The sequence below is a fragment of the Clostridium subterminale genome (assembly GCF_039521425.1).
GTDB lineage: Bacteria > Bacillota > Clostridia > Clostridiales > Clostridiaceae > Clostridium_J > Clostridium_J subterminale.
On sequence record NZ_BAAACI010000006.1, the window covers coordinates 294741 to 310960 of the forward strand.

15 protein-coding genes and 1 other annotated feature are annotated in these 16220 nt (G+C 29.1%); of the genes, 13 read left to right on the top strand and 2 right to left on the bottom strand.

The annotated features are described in order from the left end of the window. Positions 1 to 133 precede the first annotated feature (133 nt). The 7 genes from metF (at position 134) to ABDZ93_RS10340 (ending at position 7906) form a co-directional block, all read left to right on the top strand. On the top strand, positions 134 to 1021 hold the full coding sequence (gene metF, locus ABDZ93_RS10310) for a methylenetetrahydrofolate reductase [NAD(P)H] (protein ID WP_343826097.1): 888 nt from the start codon (positions 134 to 136) through the stop codon (positions 1019 to 1021). 41 nt (positions 1022 to 1062) lie between these two features. Next, on the top strand, positions 1063 to 1743 hold the full coding sequence (locus ABDZ93_RS10315; protein WP_343826986.1) for a methionine synthase: 681 nt from the start codon (positions 1063 to 1065) through the stop codon (positions 1741 to 1743). Next, on the top strand, positions 1733 to 4111 hold the full coding sequence (locus tag ABDZ93_RS10320) for a homocysteine S-methyltransferase family protein (protein ID WP_343826098.1): 2379 nt from the start codon (positions 1733 to 1735) through the stop codon (positions 4109 to 4111). The genes ABDZ93_RS10315 and ABDZ93_RS10320 overlap by 11 nt, the downstream gene beginning before the upstream one ends. Before the next feature lie 507 nt (positions 4112 to 4618). Then, on the top strand, positions 4619 to 5044 hold the full coding sequence (locus ABDZ93_RS10325; protein ID WP_343826099.1) for a hypothetical protein: 426 nt from the start codon (positions 4619 to 4621) through the stop codon (positions 5042 to 5044). Positions 5045 to 5327: 283 nt separating this feature from the next. Further along, positions 5328 to 5561: a binding site (T-box leader), on the top strand. 119 nt (positions 5562 to 5680) lie between these two features. Further along, positions 5681 to 6208, top strand: coding sequence for a serine O-acetyltransferase EpsC (gene epsC, locus ABDZ93_RS10330; RefSeq protein WP_343826100.1), 528 nt, complete (start codon positions 5681 to 5683; stop codon positions 6206 to 6208). 29 nt (positions 6209 to 6237) lie between these two features. After that, positions 6238 to 7167: a cysteine synthase A gene (gene cysK, locus ABDZ93_RS10335; RefSeq protein WP_343826101.1), complete on the top strand. Its 930-nt coding sequence runs from the start codon at positions 6238 to 6240 to the stop codon at positions 7165 to 7167. A gap of 154 nt (positions 7168 to 7321) precedes the next feature. Further along, positions 7322 to 7906, top strand: a complete 585-nt coding sequence (locus ABDZ93_RS10340; RefSeq protein ID WP_343826102.1) for a hypothetical protein — start codon at positions 7322 to 7324, stop codon at positions 7904 to 7906. Between the two features lie 133 nt (positions 7907 to 8039). Here the strand turns inward: ABDZ93_RS10340 and ABDZ93_RS10345 are convergent, their stop codons facing one another. Together ABDZ93_RS10345 and ABDZ93_RS10350 are read right to left on the bottom strand one after the other, a co-directional pair. Then, positions 8040 to 8894, bottom strand: coding sequence for an ABC transporter permease (locus ABDZ93_RS10345; RefSeq protein ID WP_343826103.1), 855 nt, complete (start codon positions 8892 to 8894; stop codon positions 8040 to 8042). After that, positions 8891 to 9805, bottom strand: a complete 915-nt coding sequence (locus tag ABDZ93_RS10350; protein ID WP_343826104.1) for an ABC transporter ATP-binding protein — start codon at positions 9803 to 9805, stop codon at positions 8891 to 8893. Before ABDZ93_RS10350 ends, ABDZ93_RS10345 begins: the two co-directional genes overlap by 4 nt. Before the next feature lie 175 nt (positions 9806 to 9980). On the opposite strand from ABDZ93_RS10350, the gene ABDZ93_RS10355 reads away from it, so the two are divergent. The 6 genes from ABDZ93_RS10355 (at position 9981) to ABDZ93_RS10385 (ending at position 16198) form a co-directional block, all read left to right on the top strand. Continuing rightward, entirely contained in the window at positions 9981 to 10460 is a 480-nt protein-coding gene (locus tag ABDZ93_RS10355; RefSeq protein WP_343826105.1) for a MarR family winged helix-turn-helix transcriptional regulator, read from the top strand. After that, positions 10441 to 12177 carry an ABC transporter ATP-binding protein gene (locus ABDZ93_RS10360; protein WP_343826106.1) on the top strand — a complete coding sequence of 579 codons (1737 nt, stop codon included), beginning with the start codon at positions 10441 to 10443 and terminating at the stop codon, positions 12175 to 12177. The genes ABDZ93_RS10355 and ABDZ93_RS10360 overlap by 20 nt, the downstream gene beginning before the upstream one ends. Continuing rightward, the gene (locus ABDZ93_RS10365; RefSeq protein WP_343826108.1) at positions 12167 to 13912 is read left to right on the top strand and encodes an ABC transporter ATP-binding protein; all 1746 of its coding nucleotides are present in this window, start codon (positions 12167 to 12169) and stop codon (positions 13910 to 13912) included. The genes ABDZ93_RS10360 and ABDZ93_RS10365 overlap by 11 nt, the downstream gene beginning before the upstream one ends. 16 nt (positions 13913 to 13928) lie before the next feature. Then, entirely contained in the window at positions 13929 to 14450 is a 522-nt protein-coding gene (locus ABDZ93_RS10370) for a hypothetical protein (protein WP_343826110.1), read from the top strand. A 102-nt stretch (positions 14451 to 14552) separates the two neighbouring features. Next, the gene (locus tag ABDZ93_RS10380; RefSeq protein ID WP_425544772.1) at positions 14553 to 15413 is read left to right on the top strand and encodes a rubredoxin-like domain-containing protein; all 861 of its coding nucleotides are present in this window, start codon (positions 14553 to 14555) and stop codon (positions 15411 to 15413) included. A 134-nt stretch (positions 15414 to 15547) separates the two neighbouring features. Continuing rightward, positions 15548 to 16198, top strand: a complete 651-nt coding sequence (locus ABDZ93_RS10385; RefSeq protein ID WP_343826112.1) for an FMN-dependent NADH-azoreductase — start codon at positions 15548 to 15550, stop codon at positions 16196 to 16198. The last annotated feature ends 22 nt before the right edge of the window (positions 16199 to 16220 follow it).

Genomic DNA, 16220 nt, shown 5'->3' on the forward strand with positions numbered 1-16220 from the left:
TTTTAAAATAAATTAATTTAAGTAAAAGAATAATTAAATATTTTCATTAGAGAAAATGAAGAAATATAAGAATATAAAATAAACTATTTAAATCTTATATAGTTTTGTATTATTCTAAAAGGAGGTATAAAAAATGCATATAAAACAATTATTTAAGGAAAAAGAAGTGGTTTTTTCTTTTGAAATATTTCCACCTAAACCCACATCACCAATAGAGACTATATATGATACTTTAGAGGGGTTGCATGGTTTAAATCCTGACTATATTAGTATTACCTACGGAGCAGGTGGAAGTGTTAATAACAATAGAACATGTCAGTTATCATCTTTAGTTAAAAACAGATATGGTATAGAAGCTTTAGCACATTTAACTTGTATAGGCTCTACTAAAAATGAGGTAAGTGAAATGCTAGAAAACTTAAATGCAAAAGGAGTAGAAAATATATTAGCCTTAAGGGGAGATGTACTTGAAGGAAATCATTCGATAGGGGAGTTTAATAATTCTCAAGAGCTCATAAATCATATAAAGGAAACAAAAGAATTTGGGATAGCAGCAGCATGCTATCCTGAAGGACATATTGAAAGTAAGAACATAGATAAGGATATTGATGTATTAAAGTTAAAGGAAAATGCAGGAACAGATTATTTAATCTCTCAGCTTTTCTTTGATAATAATTATTTTTATAAATTTTTAAATAAGGTAGAGCAAAATAATATAAAAATACCTATCCAGGCAGGTATAATGCCTGTAACAAATAAAATGCAAATTGAAAGGATAGTTTCCCTTTGTGGAGCTACTCTTCCTTCTAAATTTATAAAAGTAATAAATAAATATGAGCACGATAAAGATGCACTAAGGGATGCAGGAATTGCGTATGCATTAGAACAAATAGTAGACTTAGTTTCTACAGGAGTAAGGGGAATACACCTTTACACAATGAATAATCCATATATAGCTAAAAGGATAACTAATAGCATTGGATCAATACTAAATTCTATAAATAAAAAGCAAGTAATTTAATTTATAGTATAGTTAATGAGTAGGGGAGGTGGAGTTTGTCAATGAATAAAGTTCCACAAAATAAAGATGAGGTTTTACGATATTTAGGCTATAGAAATCAGGTTTTAGATAAAGCTACTAATGATTTAATTGAAGAATTAATGGGTGAAATGAGAAGTTTAATTAAAGTTAGGTATATATATAAATTCTTTAGCATTATGAGAGAAGAGGATAAAATATATCTAAGTAATAGCAATTTTAGTTTAATTGGAGAGGATATTAAAAAGCATTTAGATAAATCAGAAATCTGTGCCTTAATGGCAGTAACTTTAGGAAATAGTGTAGATGCAAAAATAAGATATTATGAAAAGATAAGTATGACCAAAGCAGTAATCCTGGACGCTTGTGCTACAACAGCTATAGAAGAACTTTGTGATAGGATATGTGAAGAGTTAGAGGAAGTTGTACAAAAGGAAAATAGCACATTAACATCAAGATATAGTCCTGGATACGGAGATTTACCTATAGATATACAAAAAAAATTTTTGACTATTCTCAGCGCGGAAAAATCTATAGGGCTTACTGCATCCTCCGATAGCATTTTAATACCAAGAAAATCTGTTACAGCCATAGTAGGGGTTGTTAAAAGTGAGAATAACAGTATAAAAAGAGCAAGCTGTTTAGATTGTAATAAATATTCTAATTGTATGTTTAGAAAAGGGGATGGTAGATGTGGAAGTTAAAGAAAGATTAGAAGAAGGAATTTTAATATTTGATGGTGCCATGGGTACTATGTTGCAAAGTAGTGGATTAAAGTTAGGTGAATTACCAGAAATCTTGAATATTACTGATTCCAAAGTAATAATTGAAATACACAAAAGTTATATTAAGGCTGGTGCAAATATTATTACTACCAACACCTTTGGAGCTAACGAAGTTAAGCTGAAAAATAGCAATTTTAGTGTAGAACAAATAATCCATTCAGCAGTAGAAAATGCAAAGATAGCTACTGAGAATAAAGATGCATATGTAGCTTTAGATATAGGTCCCATTGGTGAACTATTAGAGCCTATGGGGACATTAACATTTGATGAAGCCTATAATATTTTTAAAAGGCAAGTTACTCAGGGCGTAAAAAGTGGAGTTGATTTAATATTAATAGAAACAATGACAGACTTATATGAAGCAAAGGCCGCAGTACTAGCAGCTAAGGAAAATTCAGATTTGCCAGTATTTTGTACAATGAGCTTTGAGGTAGATAAGAGAACTTTCACAGGATGCAATGCCACATCTATGGTAATGGTACTAGAAGGGTTAGGAGTAGATGCTCTTGGAGTTAACTGTTCTTTAGGACCTAGAGAAATAGAGCCTATAATAAACGAAATATTAAATATATCTAAAGTTCCTGTAATGGTTCAACCTAATGCAGGATTACCTAATATTATAAACGGTGATACGGTATTTAATATTTTGCCTGAAGAATTTGCACTTTATGGAGCTAAGTTTAAAGAGAAAGGCGTAAAGGTAATAGGAGGATGCTGTGGTACAACAGATAGACATATAGAAAGTCTAGTTAAAGCTTTAAAGTATGTAGAAATAAAATATAAGAAATATAGTCCTTTAAGTTGTGTATGTACTTCTACTAAAGCAGTAATTCTTGATCAGGTAAAGGTAATAGGAGAAAGGATAAATCCTACAGGTAAAAAATTATTTAAGGAAGCATTAAAAAATGGAGATTTAGACTATGTTTTAGTAGAGGCTATAGCTCAAGTTGATGCAGGAGCTCATATTCTAGATGTTAATGTAGGACTTCCTGAAATAAATGAAGAAGAAACAATGGTTAAGGTTATTAAAGAAATACAATCCATATTAGACGTACCTCTTCAAATAGATTCTACCAATCCTAAAGCTATAGAAATGGGCTTAAGATATTATAATGGTAAGGCCATAGTTAATTCTGTAAATGGAGAAAATAAGGTTTTGGAAAGTATATTACCTATAGTAAAAAAATATGGAGCTGCTGTCGTGGGGCTTACTTTAGATGATAGAGGAATACCTTCAAGTGGAGAAGAAAGATTTAGAATAGCTGAAAAAATAGTAAAAACAGCAGAAAGATATGGGATAGATAGAAAGGATATATATATAGATTGCTTAACATTAACAGCCGCTGCTCAACAGGAAGATGTTAAAGAAACTTTAAAAGCACTTTCATTAGTAAAAGAGAAGTTAAATGTAAAGACTGTACTTGGAGTATCCAATATATCCTTTGGATTACCTAATAGAGATATTTTAAATAGAACATTTTTAGCAGCAAGTTTATTTGCAGGTTTAGATTTACCTATAATAAATCCATTAAACAAGGAAATGATGAACACAATAGCAGCATCCAAGGTTTTATGGAATGAAGATAAGGGAGCAAAGGAATATTTAGAACATAATAAAAATATATCTAAAGAACAAGAAATTGTGATAAAAGATTCAAATAATATCCAGTATGATTTATTTAAAATAATATTAAAAGGTATAAGAGAAGAAGCTAAAATAGCTACAGTAAAGCTATTAGAATATAAAGAGCCACTAGAAGTAGTAAATGAATATATAATTCCTGCTTTAGATGTTGTAGGAGAAAAATATGAAAAAGGAGATATATTCCTTCCACAACTAATACAGTCAGCAGAAACAGTAAAAAATTCTTTTCAAGTTATAAAAGATAAGTTAAGAAAAGGAACTAATGATGATATTTCAAAGGGAAAGATAGTATTAGCCACTGTAAAAGGTGACATACATGACATAGGGAAAAATATAGTAAAGGTACTTCTAGAAAGTTATAACTATGAAATTATAGATTTAGGAAAAGATGTTTCTAAGGAGAAGATAGTAGAAGCTGTTATTAAGAATAATGTTAAACTTATAGGACTTAGTGCACTAATGACTACTACCGTTAAAAATATGGAAGAAACCATATGTGAACTAAAAAAAATTAAACCAGGTTGCATAGTTATGGTTGGAGGCGCAGTACTTAATGAGGAATATGCAAATATGATTCAGGCAGATTATTATGCTAAAGATGCAAATGAATCTGTAACTATAGCTAGAAAAGTATTGGGATAAAATCAAGTTATACATCAGTTTGAATAGTAAAGATGTATTAATTTAAATATGGAAATATATGAAAAAAAGACGTATGAATATACGAAAAGGCTATTGAAATTGTTCAATAGCCTTTTCGTATCAACAACATTATCTACTAAATATCTTAAGGAACAAGAATTCATGACATTAGCCCAAAGCTTTTTAACATAGGATATTGTAAGTAATAACTATTAAGTAGTCTGATTTCTACAAATATTATTGCTTGGTAAAACAATTACTGCTTGCTTATTAATAATTTCTGTATTACAAGGGGAAAAATTCAAAATAGGAATTTGCTTTAAAAAAATAAAAGCATGTGGCAAGTATATTATAACTGCATATAATAAAATTAAGAGTAGTCGTTAATAAATGACTATTTCAAATATACATCGAAAAAAGAAATGAAAAATTTATCCTAACAAAATATTTTTGTTTAGTAGAATTTAAAAATACAATTAAAATATTTGAAAAAAAAGAGGTATAACTATGGAAAATGAAATAAATTTAAATCCTAAAAATATAGAAGAAATAATTATAGATTCTGAAAGTATCATACTTCCTGATAGATTTAGAGATTTAACACCATGCGTATGTCCACAAAATCTTATTGATGAAGCAGGTGCAATAGATGCTGCAACAGTTGGTAGAGTAATTAATTTTAATCTTTTGGTTAGAAATCTTTGTCCTAACAAGCCTTTCATAGTATGTGTAGTAATATATAAAATTGTTGGTACAACAAGAGTTACTCTTGCTCAAATAGCTCAAGTAATAACAAATACTACTGGTACTACTTGTGGTGATTTTGTTCAACCGATGACTGCAGTAATTAACGAACCTATATGTTCTAATCAAAGAATCTTTTTCCATGTAATTGGAAATTATGTAAACTGCTGTAATGTGACTTTAAGTTAATTTATCTTATCTAAAAGTTTAAGTAATAAGGAATGGGGTATGCTTAACAAAGATACCCCATTTATTTTATATTAATATATATTTTATAGTAAATCCAATATGGAAAATATATTTATTAAATGGTGTCACATTGATATAGTTTTTAATATTATGATACTAAGTACAGGATTAAAATTTAAAGAAATTATTGTTAAGTTTATCCTTAATATTTTATAGACTTAGTTGACTTTTACTAATATTTAAAATATAATTTAATATATTAAATAAATAGTAAAAATAAATAATAAATACATTGAAGAAGGAAAGTAATATGTAATGAAGATTCAGAGAGAATATCTATTAGCTGAAAGGATATTTATTGGGATTATATATGAAGTGCCCTTTGGAGTACGATACCGAATTAAGTAGGCTATCGCGGTTTTAACCGTTATATTAATAGAGTATGATAGTACTTGAAGAGTGGGGTTTATTTTTTAAACCAAATAGAGTGGAACCGCGGATATTATCCGTCTCTAAGTTTATCTTAGAGGCGGTTTTTTTATTTTAAAATAGTATGAAATTGATTATATAAATGAAAAATAAGTATATTGTTGATTTGTAAACTTACAATTGAAAATTTTATGGAGGAAATTTATTATGAAATTTTTAAAATCGCTTAAATATGATATAGACTCAGTTTTTCCAAGAGATCCTGCAGCTAGAAGTAGGATAGAGATATTTTTATTATATCCTCACATAAAATCTATCATATTTTATAGGATATCTCATTTTTTATATAGAAAGAAATTATTTTTTTTAGCAAGATTTATTTCAAATATAAGCAGATTTATTACAGGAATAGAAATACATCCAGGAGCTAAAATAGGAAAAGGTTTATTTATTGATCATGGAATGGGGGTGGTAATTGGTGAAACAGCAGAAATTAAAGATAATGTAACTATGTATCATGGAGTTACATTAGGAGGAACGGGTAATGAAAGGGGAAAGCGGCATCCAACTATAGGGAATGATGTAATTATTGGAGCTGGTGCTAAAGTTCTAGGGAATATTTATATTGGCAAAGGAACTAAAATAGGAGCTAACTCCGTAGTGCTGCAATCTACAGAAGAAAACTCAACTGTAGTAGGAATAGCTGCAAAGCCTTTAAATAAAAATAATATTTAATTTTAATAAAACAAAGGGAGGAATTAATCATGAAAAAAATTTATAGGAGTTTAACAGAATTAATAGGAAACACACCATTACTAGAGCTTTCGAATTATAATGAAAAGTATAAATTAAAGGCAACTATAGTAGCAAAATTAGAATATTTTAACCCAGCAGGAAGTGTTAAGGATAGAATAGCAAAGGCTATGATTGATGATGCAGAGGAGAGAGGAATTTTAAACAAAGATTCTGTTATAATTGAACCAACTAGCGGAAATACAGGAATAGGGCTTGCTTCAGTAGCATCATCAAGAGGGTATAAAATTAAACTAGTAATGCCAGAAACTATGAGTATAGAAAGAAGAAACTTGATGAAAGCTTATGGAGCTGAGATTGTGTTAACTGAGGGTGCCAAGGGGATGAAGGGTGCAATAGCTAAGGCCGAAGAGTTAGCTAGTGAAATCCCTAACTCATTTATTCCAGGACAATTTATAAATCAAGCTAATCCAGCAATTCATAAGGCTACTACAGGACCAGAAATTTGGGAAGATACTAATGGCGAAATAGGTATTTTTGTAGCTGGAGTGGGAACAGGTGGAACTATAACTGGAACTGGTGAATTCTTAAAATCAAAAAATTCCAATATAAGAGTTGTAGCAGTAGAACCAGAAGATTCACCTGTGTTATCAGAGGGCAAAGCGGGTCCTCATAAAATTCAAGGAATAGGGGCTGGATTTATTCCAGATACTTTAAATACGGAAGTTTATGATGAAATTGTAAAAGTATCTAATGATGATGCTTTCGCTATGAGTAAGGAATTAGCAAATACAGAAGGGGTGTTAGTTGGGATATCTTCAGGAGCAGCTTTAAAGGCAGCTACAGAGCTAGCTAATAAACCAGAAAATGAAGGAAAAATCATTGTAGTTTTACTACCGGATACTGGAGAGAGATATTTATCAATTCCAAATTTTATATAGAGTACAACAAACTAGAGAGAAGGCGTATATTTTTAGCCTTCTCTTTGTTAATTAAAATTTAAATAATTCATATTGTATTGAAATCGTATTTAATATAACATTATATATAGAAATAAATGATAATAGTTAAATTAAATGTTAGGGGCGAGGTCTAGTGGCAGATAAAAATGAAGATGAATTTGTAGTTTTACCCTTAAATGAATTAATAATAGATAATGAGGGGAAAACGGGGATACCCTTCGATGTACTAAGAAAGGTATTTGGATTTTCTATAAATGTAAAGGGAACTCAAATTTATATAAAAAGTATCTCTGATAAATTTGAAATTGCTTCAGATAAATATGGTAGAAAAGAAGGTTCTACAGATAATTTCTTAGAAGACTTTAAAATTTTAAAGGAGAAGTTTTCTTTTAAAGAATATTATCAGGGATCCCTAATATATAGCTCAGACTTAAGGGGACTTAAACACCATGATATATTAATTACAGAAAATTCAACTTGGTGTAATATAACGCTAAGAGGAGATTATGTGAATTATTGTGATTTCTCAAGTAATAAAAATATAATAGCTCCACTTATGAAATTTTACTTTCCTAACGAGTATGATAAAATTCTTAAGGATATTTTAGAAAAGGAAAGTGCGAGATATATATGTGATGAAAGAGATGTACTTATAAGAAAAGATTATGATGGTAATACTAAAGAAATCGTATTTTCTCAGTTAGGTGGAAGTTTATAAAGATAATAAAATAGATTTTTAGTGAAATCTAAATAAGAAATACATAAAATATATTTATAATTTTAAGTTTAAGTCATATAAAAGGGATGCTATACAGTACCCCTTTTTTGTATAGAAATAGTTATATTTAATATTATTTGTTCTTGCGTGATAAGTTCCAAATTGATAGACCATAAAATAATAGGGCAGTAACAATTAAAATAATGATACTAGTAAGAGGGGTTACGGTATAATCATTGAAGCTAAAAGTTACCCCCATGGTTTCATTGAAGTCTGTTAAGTACTGTGCAGGCATATTTTCAAAGGCTATAGCTAACTGCTTCTCCATAATTACTTGCCTAAACAATATTACGGCATGGGATACGGGAAACAATTTTATAATCGTCTGAACAACGGTAGAAACACTACCGATTGGCAAGTAAATACCGGTTAAAAAGCCAATAAGTGTACCAATAATTGTACTTGCAGTTGCAAAGGCATTTTGACTTTTAAAAAAAGAAACAATAAATAAAACAATAGCGGTATTTGTAAAGGTGGAAAGTAAGATTAATCCAAAGGTTTTAATGATTACAACAGTTGAAAGCATTTCTCCACCGCCGATTATGAAGTATACTTGCACAAGAATAAATGCCACAATGCTCATTATAACACCGATGACATATGAACTGATGACATAGCCAGCAACAAGATGACTTCGTTTAATTGGGGAAGAATAAAAGTCCTTAGAAATTTTTTTGGATTTATCATCAACTAAAATTCCAAATGAACCCATGGTGGTTGTTACTGAGGTTACAGCTATTAATCCAGCCATAATCCAACAGTCCATTAAAGGACGGGCATTAGATATTTCTGTAAGACTTTTGGTCCAAACATCTCCCAAAAATAAGGCATAAAGACCAATTATGATAAAGACGCTTAGAAGGGAGAAAAATACGGCACTTTTGTCTCGAAAAAACAATTTAATATTTCTTTTAGCAAATGCAATCATTCTCTAATCTCCTTTCCTGTAATTCCAATAAAGGCATCATCCATAGTACCATTATGAACCTCAAAACTGGTTATATAGTTTTTACACTGTTCAATAATAGGAAGAGCTGCCATGGTAGAAGGTATTTTTATGAGAAATTGGTCACCAACCTTTTTAAAATCAAGAGAAGTTGATTTCAATATATTGAAAACAGCAGCCTCATCTTTGTAGGAAAGCATTAAAGTATCACTAGAATATTTTTCTCGTAGCTCTGATGGTGTTCCTTTTGCTGATACTTTTCCATCATCAATAACAATTACATAGTCAGCAGCTGCGGCTTCCTCCATATAGTGAGTAGTAAGAAAAATTGTTATGTCTTTTTCTTTTTGTAATTTAAGTATAGTTTCCCAAACATTTTTACGAGTTTGAGGATCAAGTCCTGTTGTGGGTTCATCTAAAAAAAGTATTTTGGGAGTGTTGATAAGAGCTCTTGCGATATCTGCTCTGCGTCTTTGTCCTCCAGAGAGTTTCCCATAAGGACGTTTAGCAAAATCGTCAACGCCAGTGATTTCTATTGCTTTATTTACAGCTTTTGAAAGTTCATTACCCTTTAATCCATAAAAACTACCACGAATTTTAAGATTTTCTTTAACGGTTAATAGATTGTCTAATAATCCATCTTGGAATACAGCTCCAATTATAGAGCGGATTTTATTATCATCTTTTCCTAAGGAAAAACCATTGATGGACACATTGCCTTCATCTGGTTTTAAAAATGTGCAAATAATATCAATAGTAGTTGATTTACCTGCACCATTAGGACCTAAAAATGCAAATAGTTTCCCTTTTTCAACATAGAAATCTATTCCATTTACTGCTTTTATGTCACCATAGGATTTTTTTAGATTCTGTACTTCAATTATTTTCTCCAAGAAAGCACCTCCTTGTTATAAAAAACTAAATCATATATAATATTATACCATGTATAAAGGAAAACTTTAGAATATAAATGGAATAATATACAATATTATAGTTGACATATCAACCTATTTATTGATATGTTTAATATAGTTGATTTATCAACTATATTATGTAGGGGGTTACACTATGGATGAAACAAAAAGGTATATTACTAAAATCGGAAGAGTTGCACAAAGGTACACTAATGATGTTCTTAGGGGTATAAATCTTAGTGCTTCTGAATACATGTGTTTGAGATATATAAGAAAAAGAGAAGGCTTAAGCCAAGAAGAGTTGAGAGGATTATTAGCTATTGATAAGGCAGCAGTGACTAGATTGGTAAGAAATTTGGAAAAAAAAGGGTATATAGTTAGGTATAAGGATGAAAAGGATAAGAGAATTAATAGATTATTTCCTACAGAAAAAACTAAAGAAGTAAAGGATGTAGCTATAGCCACAGAAACTCATTTCTATCAATGGCTTATGGAAGATATAGATAATGAGGAAAAAGAAATTTTCTTAAAGGTACTAAAAGAATTATATGTAAAATCTAAAACAGAAAGAAGAGCAAACTTTAAAAATATTATTGAAAAGGTGGATGGGGTGGATGAGAGCTTTGAAGATTGAGCCTATGAAAGAACCAAGCCTTATTAAAAACTATTGGCTAAAAGAAAAAAAAGTAGTAGCTATGATAATATTTTTTGGAATAGTATTCAATGGTGCTACTGTTGTAGGGCCAATACTACAAGGAAAGTTAATAGATTCTATATTAAATAAAGAGTCCTTACATATTATATTTATAAGAATAGCTTTATTTATAGGAGCTATTGCATTTATTCAACTTGCTCGTTTCTTTAAAAGATTTTATGTGAGAAGATTTGCTAATAGTACAAGTGCAACAATGCGTCTTATGATTTATAACAACATAATGAGTAAAAATATAAATGAACTCAGTGATGAAAATATGGGAAATCTTATGACTAGGGTTATTTCAGATGTAGATTTATGTGTTGAGGGTATGAGAAAGGTAACTACAGAGGTTTTTGATACAGGAGTTTTAATGATAGCCTATTTAGTTACTATGATAACTTATGATGCTAAGATTACTCTTATATCCTGTTTATTCATTCCTGTTGCTATGAAATTGGCAGAAGTGTTAAAGGGAGTAATATATAAATATTCTACAGATTATAGAAAAGAAAGTAGTGTAGTAACCGATTTAACCTATGACAGTATAGAGAATGCAATTTTATTTAGAATTAATGGATTAGAGGATAAGAATAGAGAAGAGTATTTTCACCATTTAGATGAACTTCAAAGAAAGGCAGTTAAAGCAAGTGTTTTGGAAAATGCTATGCAGCCTGTATATAATGTGATAGCTCTATTAGGAATAATTATAGTTATTTATCTAGGTGGTAATAAAGTAATTGAAGGGAGCTGGACTGTGGGTAATTTTTCCACATATATGGTGATGTTTACAGCAATTACAACGAAAGCCAGTAAAACAGCCAAGCTATTTAATTCAGCCCAGAAATCAAGAATTTCTTGGCTTAGAATTAAGCCTTATTTAAAGAATTATGAAGTAAAGAATACGACTACTGATATTCATAAAAAAGGTACGACCATTCAGGTGAAAAATTTGAGCTTTTCCTATCCGAGTAGAGAGGTAGAAGTTATTAAAAATATTAACTTTGAAGGTAAAACTGGAGAAATTATAGGGGTTACTGGACCTATAGCTAGCGGAAAATCTACTTTAGGTATAGCACTTCTTGGAATTTATGATTATAAGGGGAGTATAAAAATCGATAATAGAGAATTGAGAGACTATAGTGAGTATGAAAGAAGTGAAATAATATCTTACTTAGGACATAACACTCAACTATTATCTGATACTATCTATAATAATATTACATTAGGAAAGAATAAGTCTATAAAAGAAGTATTGAAGGATGTTTGTTTCAATAAAGACCTAGAGAGTATGGAACAAGGACAAAACACCTTGGTTGGAAGTAGTGGTGTTAGATTAAGTGGGGGACAACAAGCTAGATTATCTCTTGCTAGGGCCTTATTAAATAAAAATAAAGTAATTATTTTAGATGATCCATTTTCAGCCATAGATGTGAATACTGAAAGTGAAATTATTCATAACTTACGTAGTAATTATAAATACAGTATAATCATAATAATATCTCATCGACTAACTATGTTTAATCAAGTTGATAAGGTCATTATGTTTCATGAAGATAAGAAGGTAGAATGTGATACCCATGAAGAGTTAATAAATAAATCTCAATTGTATTCTACTATTTATAAATTACAAAGAGGTGAGATTAGTGAAAGATAGATTAGTTGGCAAGTCCATAAAAAAAGTAATTAAAAATAATATTGGATTTTGTATAATTTTAGTTTTAGTAATCATTGGAGTAGTAATACTTAGTTTGGTTCCACCTCAACTTTTAAAAGTTATCATAGATAAATATTTAATGAATAAAGTTACAACAGGATTACTTAGAATAGCAATTATATATTTATTAGTATTAATTTTTATAGGTATACTAGATGTAATAAAGGAAGCTTTTTTAGTAGTTTTAGGGCAAAAAATAACTAAGGAAATACGTAAAGAAATGATGTATAAATTAGAAAAAGTAAATTCTATGTATTTTTCTAATAATGATTCAGGAGAAGTAGTTTCATTGTTCACAAATGATGTAGATACAATCAACTCTCTATTTACTAATGGAATTATCGGAATGATTATAGATTGCTTTAAAATCATAGGAATATTAACATCCATTTGGATATTTAGTTTTTATTTAGGAATAGTTACATTGATATTAATTCCTATAATTTATCTCATAACTAGAGGTTTTCAGAAGCTTATGTTAAAGGCTCAGTTTAGAAATAGAGTTTTAGTTGGAAAAGTAAATAATCATATTTCTGAAAGTTTGAAGAACATAACTATGATTAAAACTTATAGTAAAGAAAAGTATATGGAAGATAAATATGTGGAATATTTAAAAGATAATTTTAAAACTGTGGAAAAAATAAATTATTTTGATTCCGTGTACTCTCCAATTATTCAACTTATACGTGCCATTGTAATTTCTATCATTGTAATATTATCTTCAAGTCAATTTAACTATATAGGTATTTCATTAGGAATGGTGGCTGCTTCTATAGATTTAATTTCTAATTTGTTTTCGCCTATAGAGAATTTAGGTATGGAATTTCAAGATATACAAAGAGCTATTTCAGGAATAAAGCGTGTGAATGAGTTTTATGAAGAGAGAGAAGAAGAAGATAAAAATAGAAAATTTAAAAAGGAAACATTAATTAGTAATCCTAAACATGTAACTATAGGATTTAATAATGTATCATTTAGTTATACAAAAGGTGTAAGAGTATTAGAAGAGATTTCATTTGATATAGTAGCTGGTGAAAAAATAACTGTTGTAGGAAGAACAGGAGTAGGAAAATCAACTTTGTTTAAGCTAATTTTAGGACTAATTAAACCTACAAAGGGTAGCATTACAATAAATGAAGTAGATGTATATAGTATTCCTAATAAAGAAAAAAGAAAGATTTTTGGTTATGTATCTCAAGGATTTACATTTATCGAAGGAAGTGTTAAAGATCAAGTCACGCTACAAGATAAGAATATTTCCCAAGAAAATGTAGAATTAGTAATGAAATTAGTAGGACTACATGATTATATATTAACTTTAGAAAAAGGATATGAAACTATGATAGAGCATGACAAGTTATTTTCACAGGGACAAAAGCAACTACTTGCTATTGCTAGAGCTATAGTTATGAATCCACCAATTTTATTATTAGATGAAATAACTGCCAATTTAGATTCAGTTACGGAAGAAAACGTGGTTTCCATATTACAGAAGATATCAACTACTAGAACAATTTTATCTATATCCCATAGATTATCTTCAATAGTTGATTGCGATAAAATAGTTAGAATAGAGAATGGAAGAGTAAAGAATATAGGAACACCAGAAGAGATGTTACAAAAGGATAATTGGTATAGAAGTCATATGGAACTAGAAAAACTAACCTGGAATTAATTAGAGGAGGGATAAGATGAATAACTTATTATATCCAGTGAGTAAAGAGGATTTCAAAAAGTTAGTTGATATAAGATTTGATAATATCAATGAGGGTTTTAATAATTTTAAGAGTGCAATGTTAGAGAGTGAAACTCTAGAAGAAGCCGAGAAAAATATAACTAAATTTATGGAGGAAGCTATAATATTAAATGGTGAGGACAACTCCTATGTGGATTTATATTTTTCTACTTTAGAAAAAGAAGATAAAGAAAGACTAATAGGGTTATTGGAAAAAAAAGATAAAGAAATAATGGAAAGAATTAAAGAAATTTTACAGGAAGACACAATTTATTTTAGGTTAACAAGAGAAATTATTCCATTTATAACTAGATTAAGTACTAGAGAAGCTCTATTTTGTACTGTATATTTCACCAACTACCCAATTACTATATGGGGGAACTACAACAAAAAATTCCCATGTTTTTATAGGGATGATAAAATATTAGATTTATATAATGATATTGCAAAGGAATGCAATGTTGAAATTATTGTTTAATAATAGCTATTATTGACTAATTTATAAGTTAGTAATAATATAATTATATAGCTATAAGGAAAATTATAGTTATAATATAGGGTATACATGGAGGAATTTAACATGAAAAAATATATTTGCAAAGTATGTGGATACATATATGAAGGTGAAAAACTACCAAGTGATTTTGCTTGTCCAGTCTGTGGCGTAGGAGAAGAGATGTTTGAAGAACAAAAGGAAAGTGATTTATTTAGTAAATTTAAAGTATTTAATAAAGTTAAAGAAAATGATGTGATTACATCCTTTTATTTAACTTCTGTAGATAAAAAAGTTTTAAAAACTCATAAAGCAGGACAATTTATTTCTATAAAACCAATAAGTACAGGAGATAAATCTAGTGAAGTTAGACAATATTCTTTATCTATGAAGCCAGGAGAAGATTTTTATAGAATAAGCGTTAAGAGAGAGGATAAAGGATTAATTTCAAGATATCTTCATGACAATATTAATGTAGGAGATGAAGTTGAAATAACAGACCCTTTAGGTGAATTTATATTAAGAGATAACAATAAGCCTTTAGTACTTATAAGTGGAGGAATTGGGATAACACCTATGATGTCTATGCTATATAAGGCTATAGATGAAGGAAGAAAGGTGAAATTTATTCAGGCAGTTATAAATTCAAATGTTCATACTTTTAAAAAAGATTTAAAGGAATTAAGTCAAAAGCATGATAATGTAGATGTAGAGTTTTTCTATAGTAACCCATTAGACACTGATAAACTTGGAGAAGATTATCAAGTAGAGGGATATCTTACTAAAGAATGGATTGAACATAATCTATCAAAGGATGAGGAATTCTATTTTTGTGGACCGTTAGGATTTATGAAAATGATATATGATGTATTAAAATCTATGGGAGTATCAGATGATTCTATAAATTATGAAATGTTTGGTCCATCTGCTGATTTATCAAAAATGTAGTTTACAGGGGTATTTCAAAGTATGTTTGAAATATCCCTATATTTTTATTTGAAATATATTCTCCTAAATAGTTATGAATATTTTAAGCTTTAAAGCAAAGAATAGCAATATTAATAATTATAGAGGTGAAATTTATGAAAAAGCTATTGTATATAACTGTAAATTCCAAACCAGAAGAGTTATCTGCTAGCAAAACAGTAGGTAGAACATTTGTAAATAAATTTTTAGAAAAGCATAAAGATTTTATTTTAGAAGAATTAGATCTTTATCAATGTCATATACCTAGACTTGAATATGAATACTTTGAGAAAAGAAATTGCATGATTAAAGAAGAAGATTTTAATAAATTAAATGAAAAACAGCAACAAGAGGTTCATAAAATTGTAAAATTAGTAGATCAATTCAAAGAAGCTGACATGTATGTAATAGCAGCACCAATGTGGAGCCTTTCCTTTCCAGCACCATTAAAAGAATATATTGATTGCATAGTTATGGATGGAAAGACTATAAAAATATCAGAAAATAAAATGGAAGGATTATTAAATGATAAACCAAGAGCTATGGTATATATACAATCATCAGGTGCACCTATTCCATGGATGCTAAGACCTATTTTTAATAAAGGACTTGATTATATAAAAGATATAATGAAGTATATGGGAATTAAAAAATTTGAAGATTTATTAGTGGATGGAACAGGATTTACTGAAGAAGAAAGGAAAAAGGCCATAGAAGAGAAGAATAAAGAAGTAGATAAATTCATTGAGGAAGTTTGGAAAAAATAATAAATATATTGCAAAAACTGTT

Coding starts and splice junctions, on each gene's coding strand:
- ABDZ93_RS10355 (WP_343826105.1), top strand. CDS start 9,981: ATGGATGAAACAAAAAGGTATATTACTAAAATCGGAAGAGTTGCACAA.
- ABDZ93_RS10315 (WP_343826986.1), top strand. CDS start 1,063: ATGAATAAAGTTCCACAAAATAAAGATGAGGTTTTACGATATTTAGGC.
- epsC (WP_343826100.1), top strand. CDS start 5,681: ATGAAATTTTTAAAATCGCTTAAATATGATATAGACTCAGTTTTTCCA.
- ABDZ93_RS10370 (WP_343826110.1), top strand. CDS start 13,929: ATGAATAACTTATTATATCCAGTGAGTAAAGAGGATTTCAAAAAGTTA.
- cysK (WP_343826101.1), top strand. CDS start 6,238: ATGAAAAAAATTTATAGGAGTTTAACAGAATTAATAGGAAACACACCA.
- ABDZ93_RS10385 (WP_343826112.1), top strand. CDS start 15,548: ATGAAAAAGCTATTGTATATAACTGTAAATTCCAAACCAGAAGAGTTA.
- ABDZ93_RS10345 (WP_343826103.1), bottom strand. CDS start 8,894: ATGATTGCATTTGCTAAAAGAAATATTAAATTGTTTTTTCGAGACAAA.
- ABDZ93_RS10360 (WP_343826106.1), top strand. CDS start 10,441: ATGAGAGCTTTGAAGATTGAGCCTATGAAAGAACCAAGCCTTATTAAA.
- ABDZ93_RS10325 (WP_343826099.1), top strand. CDS start 4,619: ATGGAAAATGAAATAAATTTAAATCCTAAAAATATAGAAGAAATAATT.
- metF (WP_343826097.1), top strand. CDS start 134: ATGCATATAAAACAATTATTTAAGGAAAAAGAAGTGGTTTTTTCTTTT.
- ABDZ93_RS10380 (WP_425544772.1), top strand. CDS start 14,553: ATGAAAAAATATATTTGCAAAGTATGTGGATACATATATGAAGGTGAA.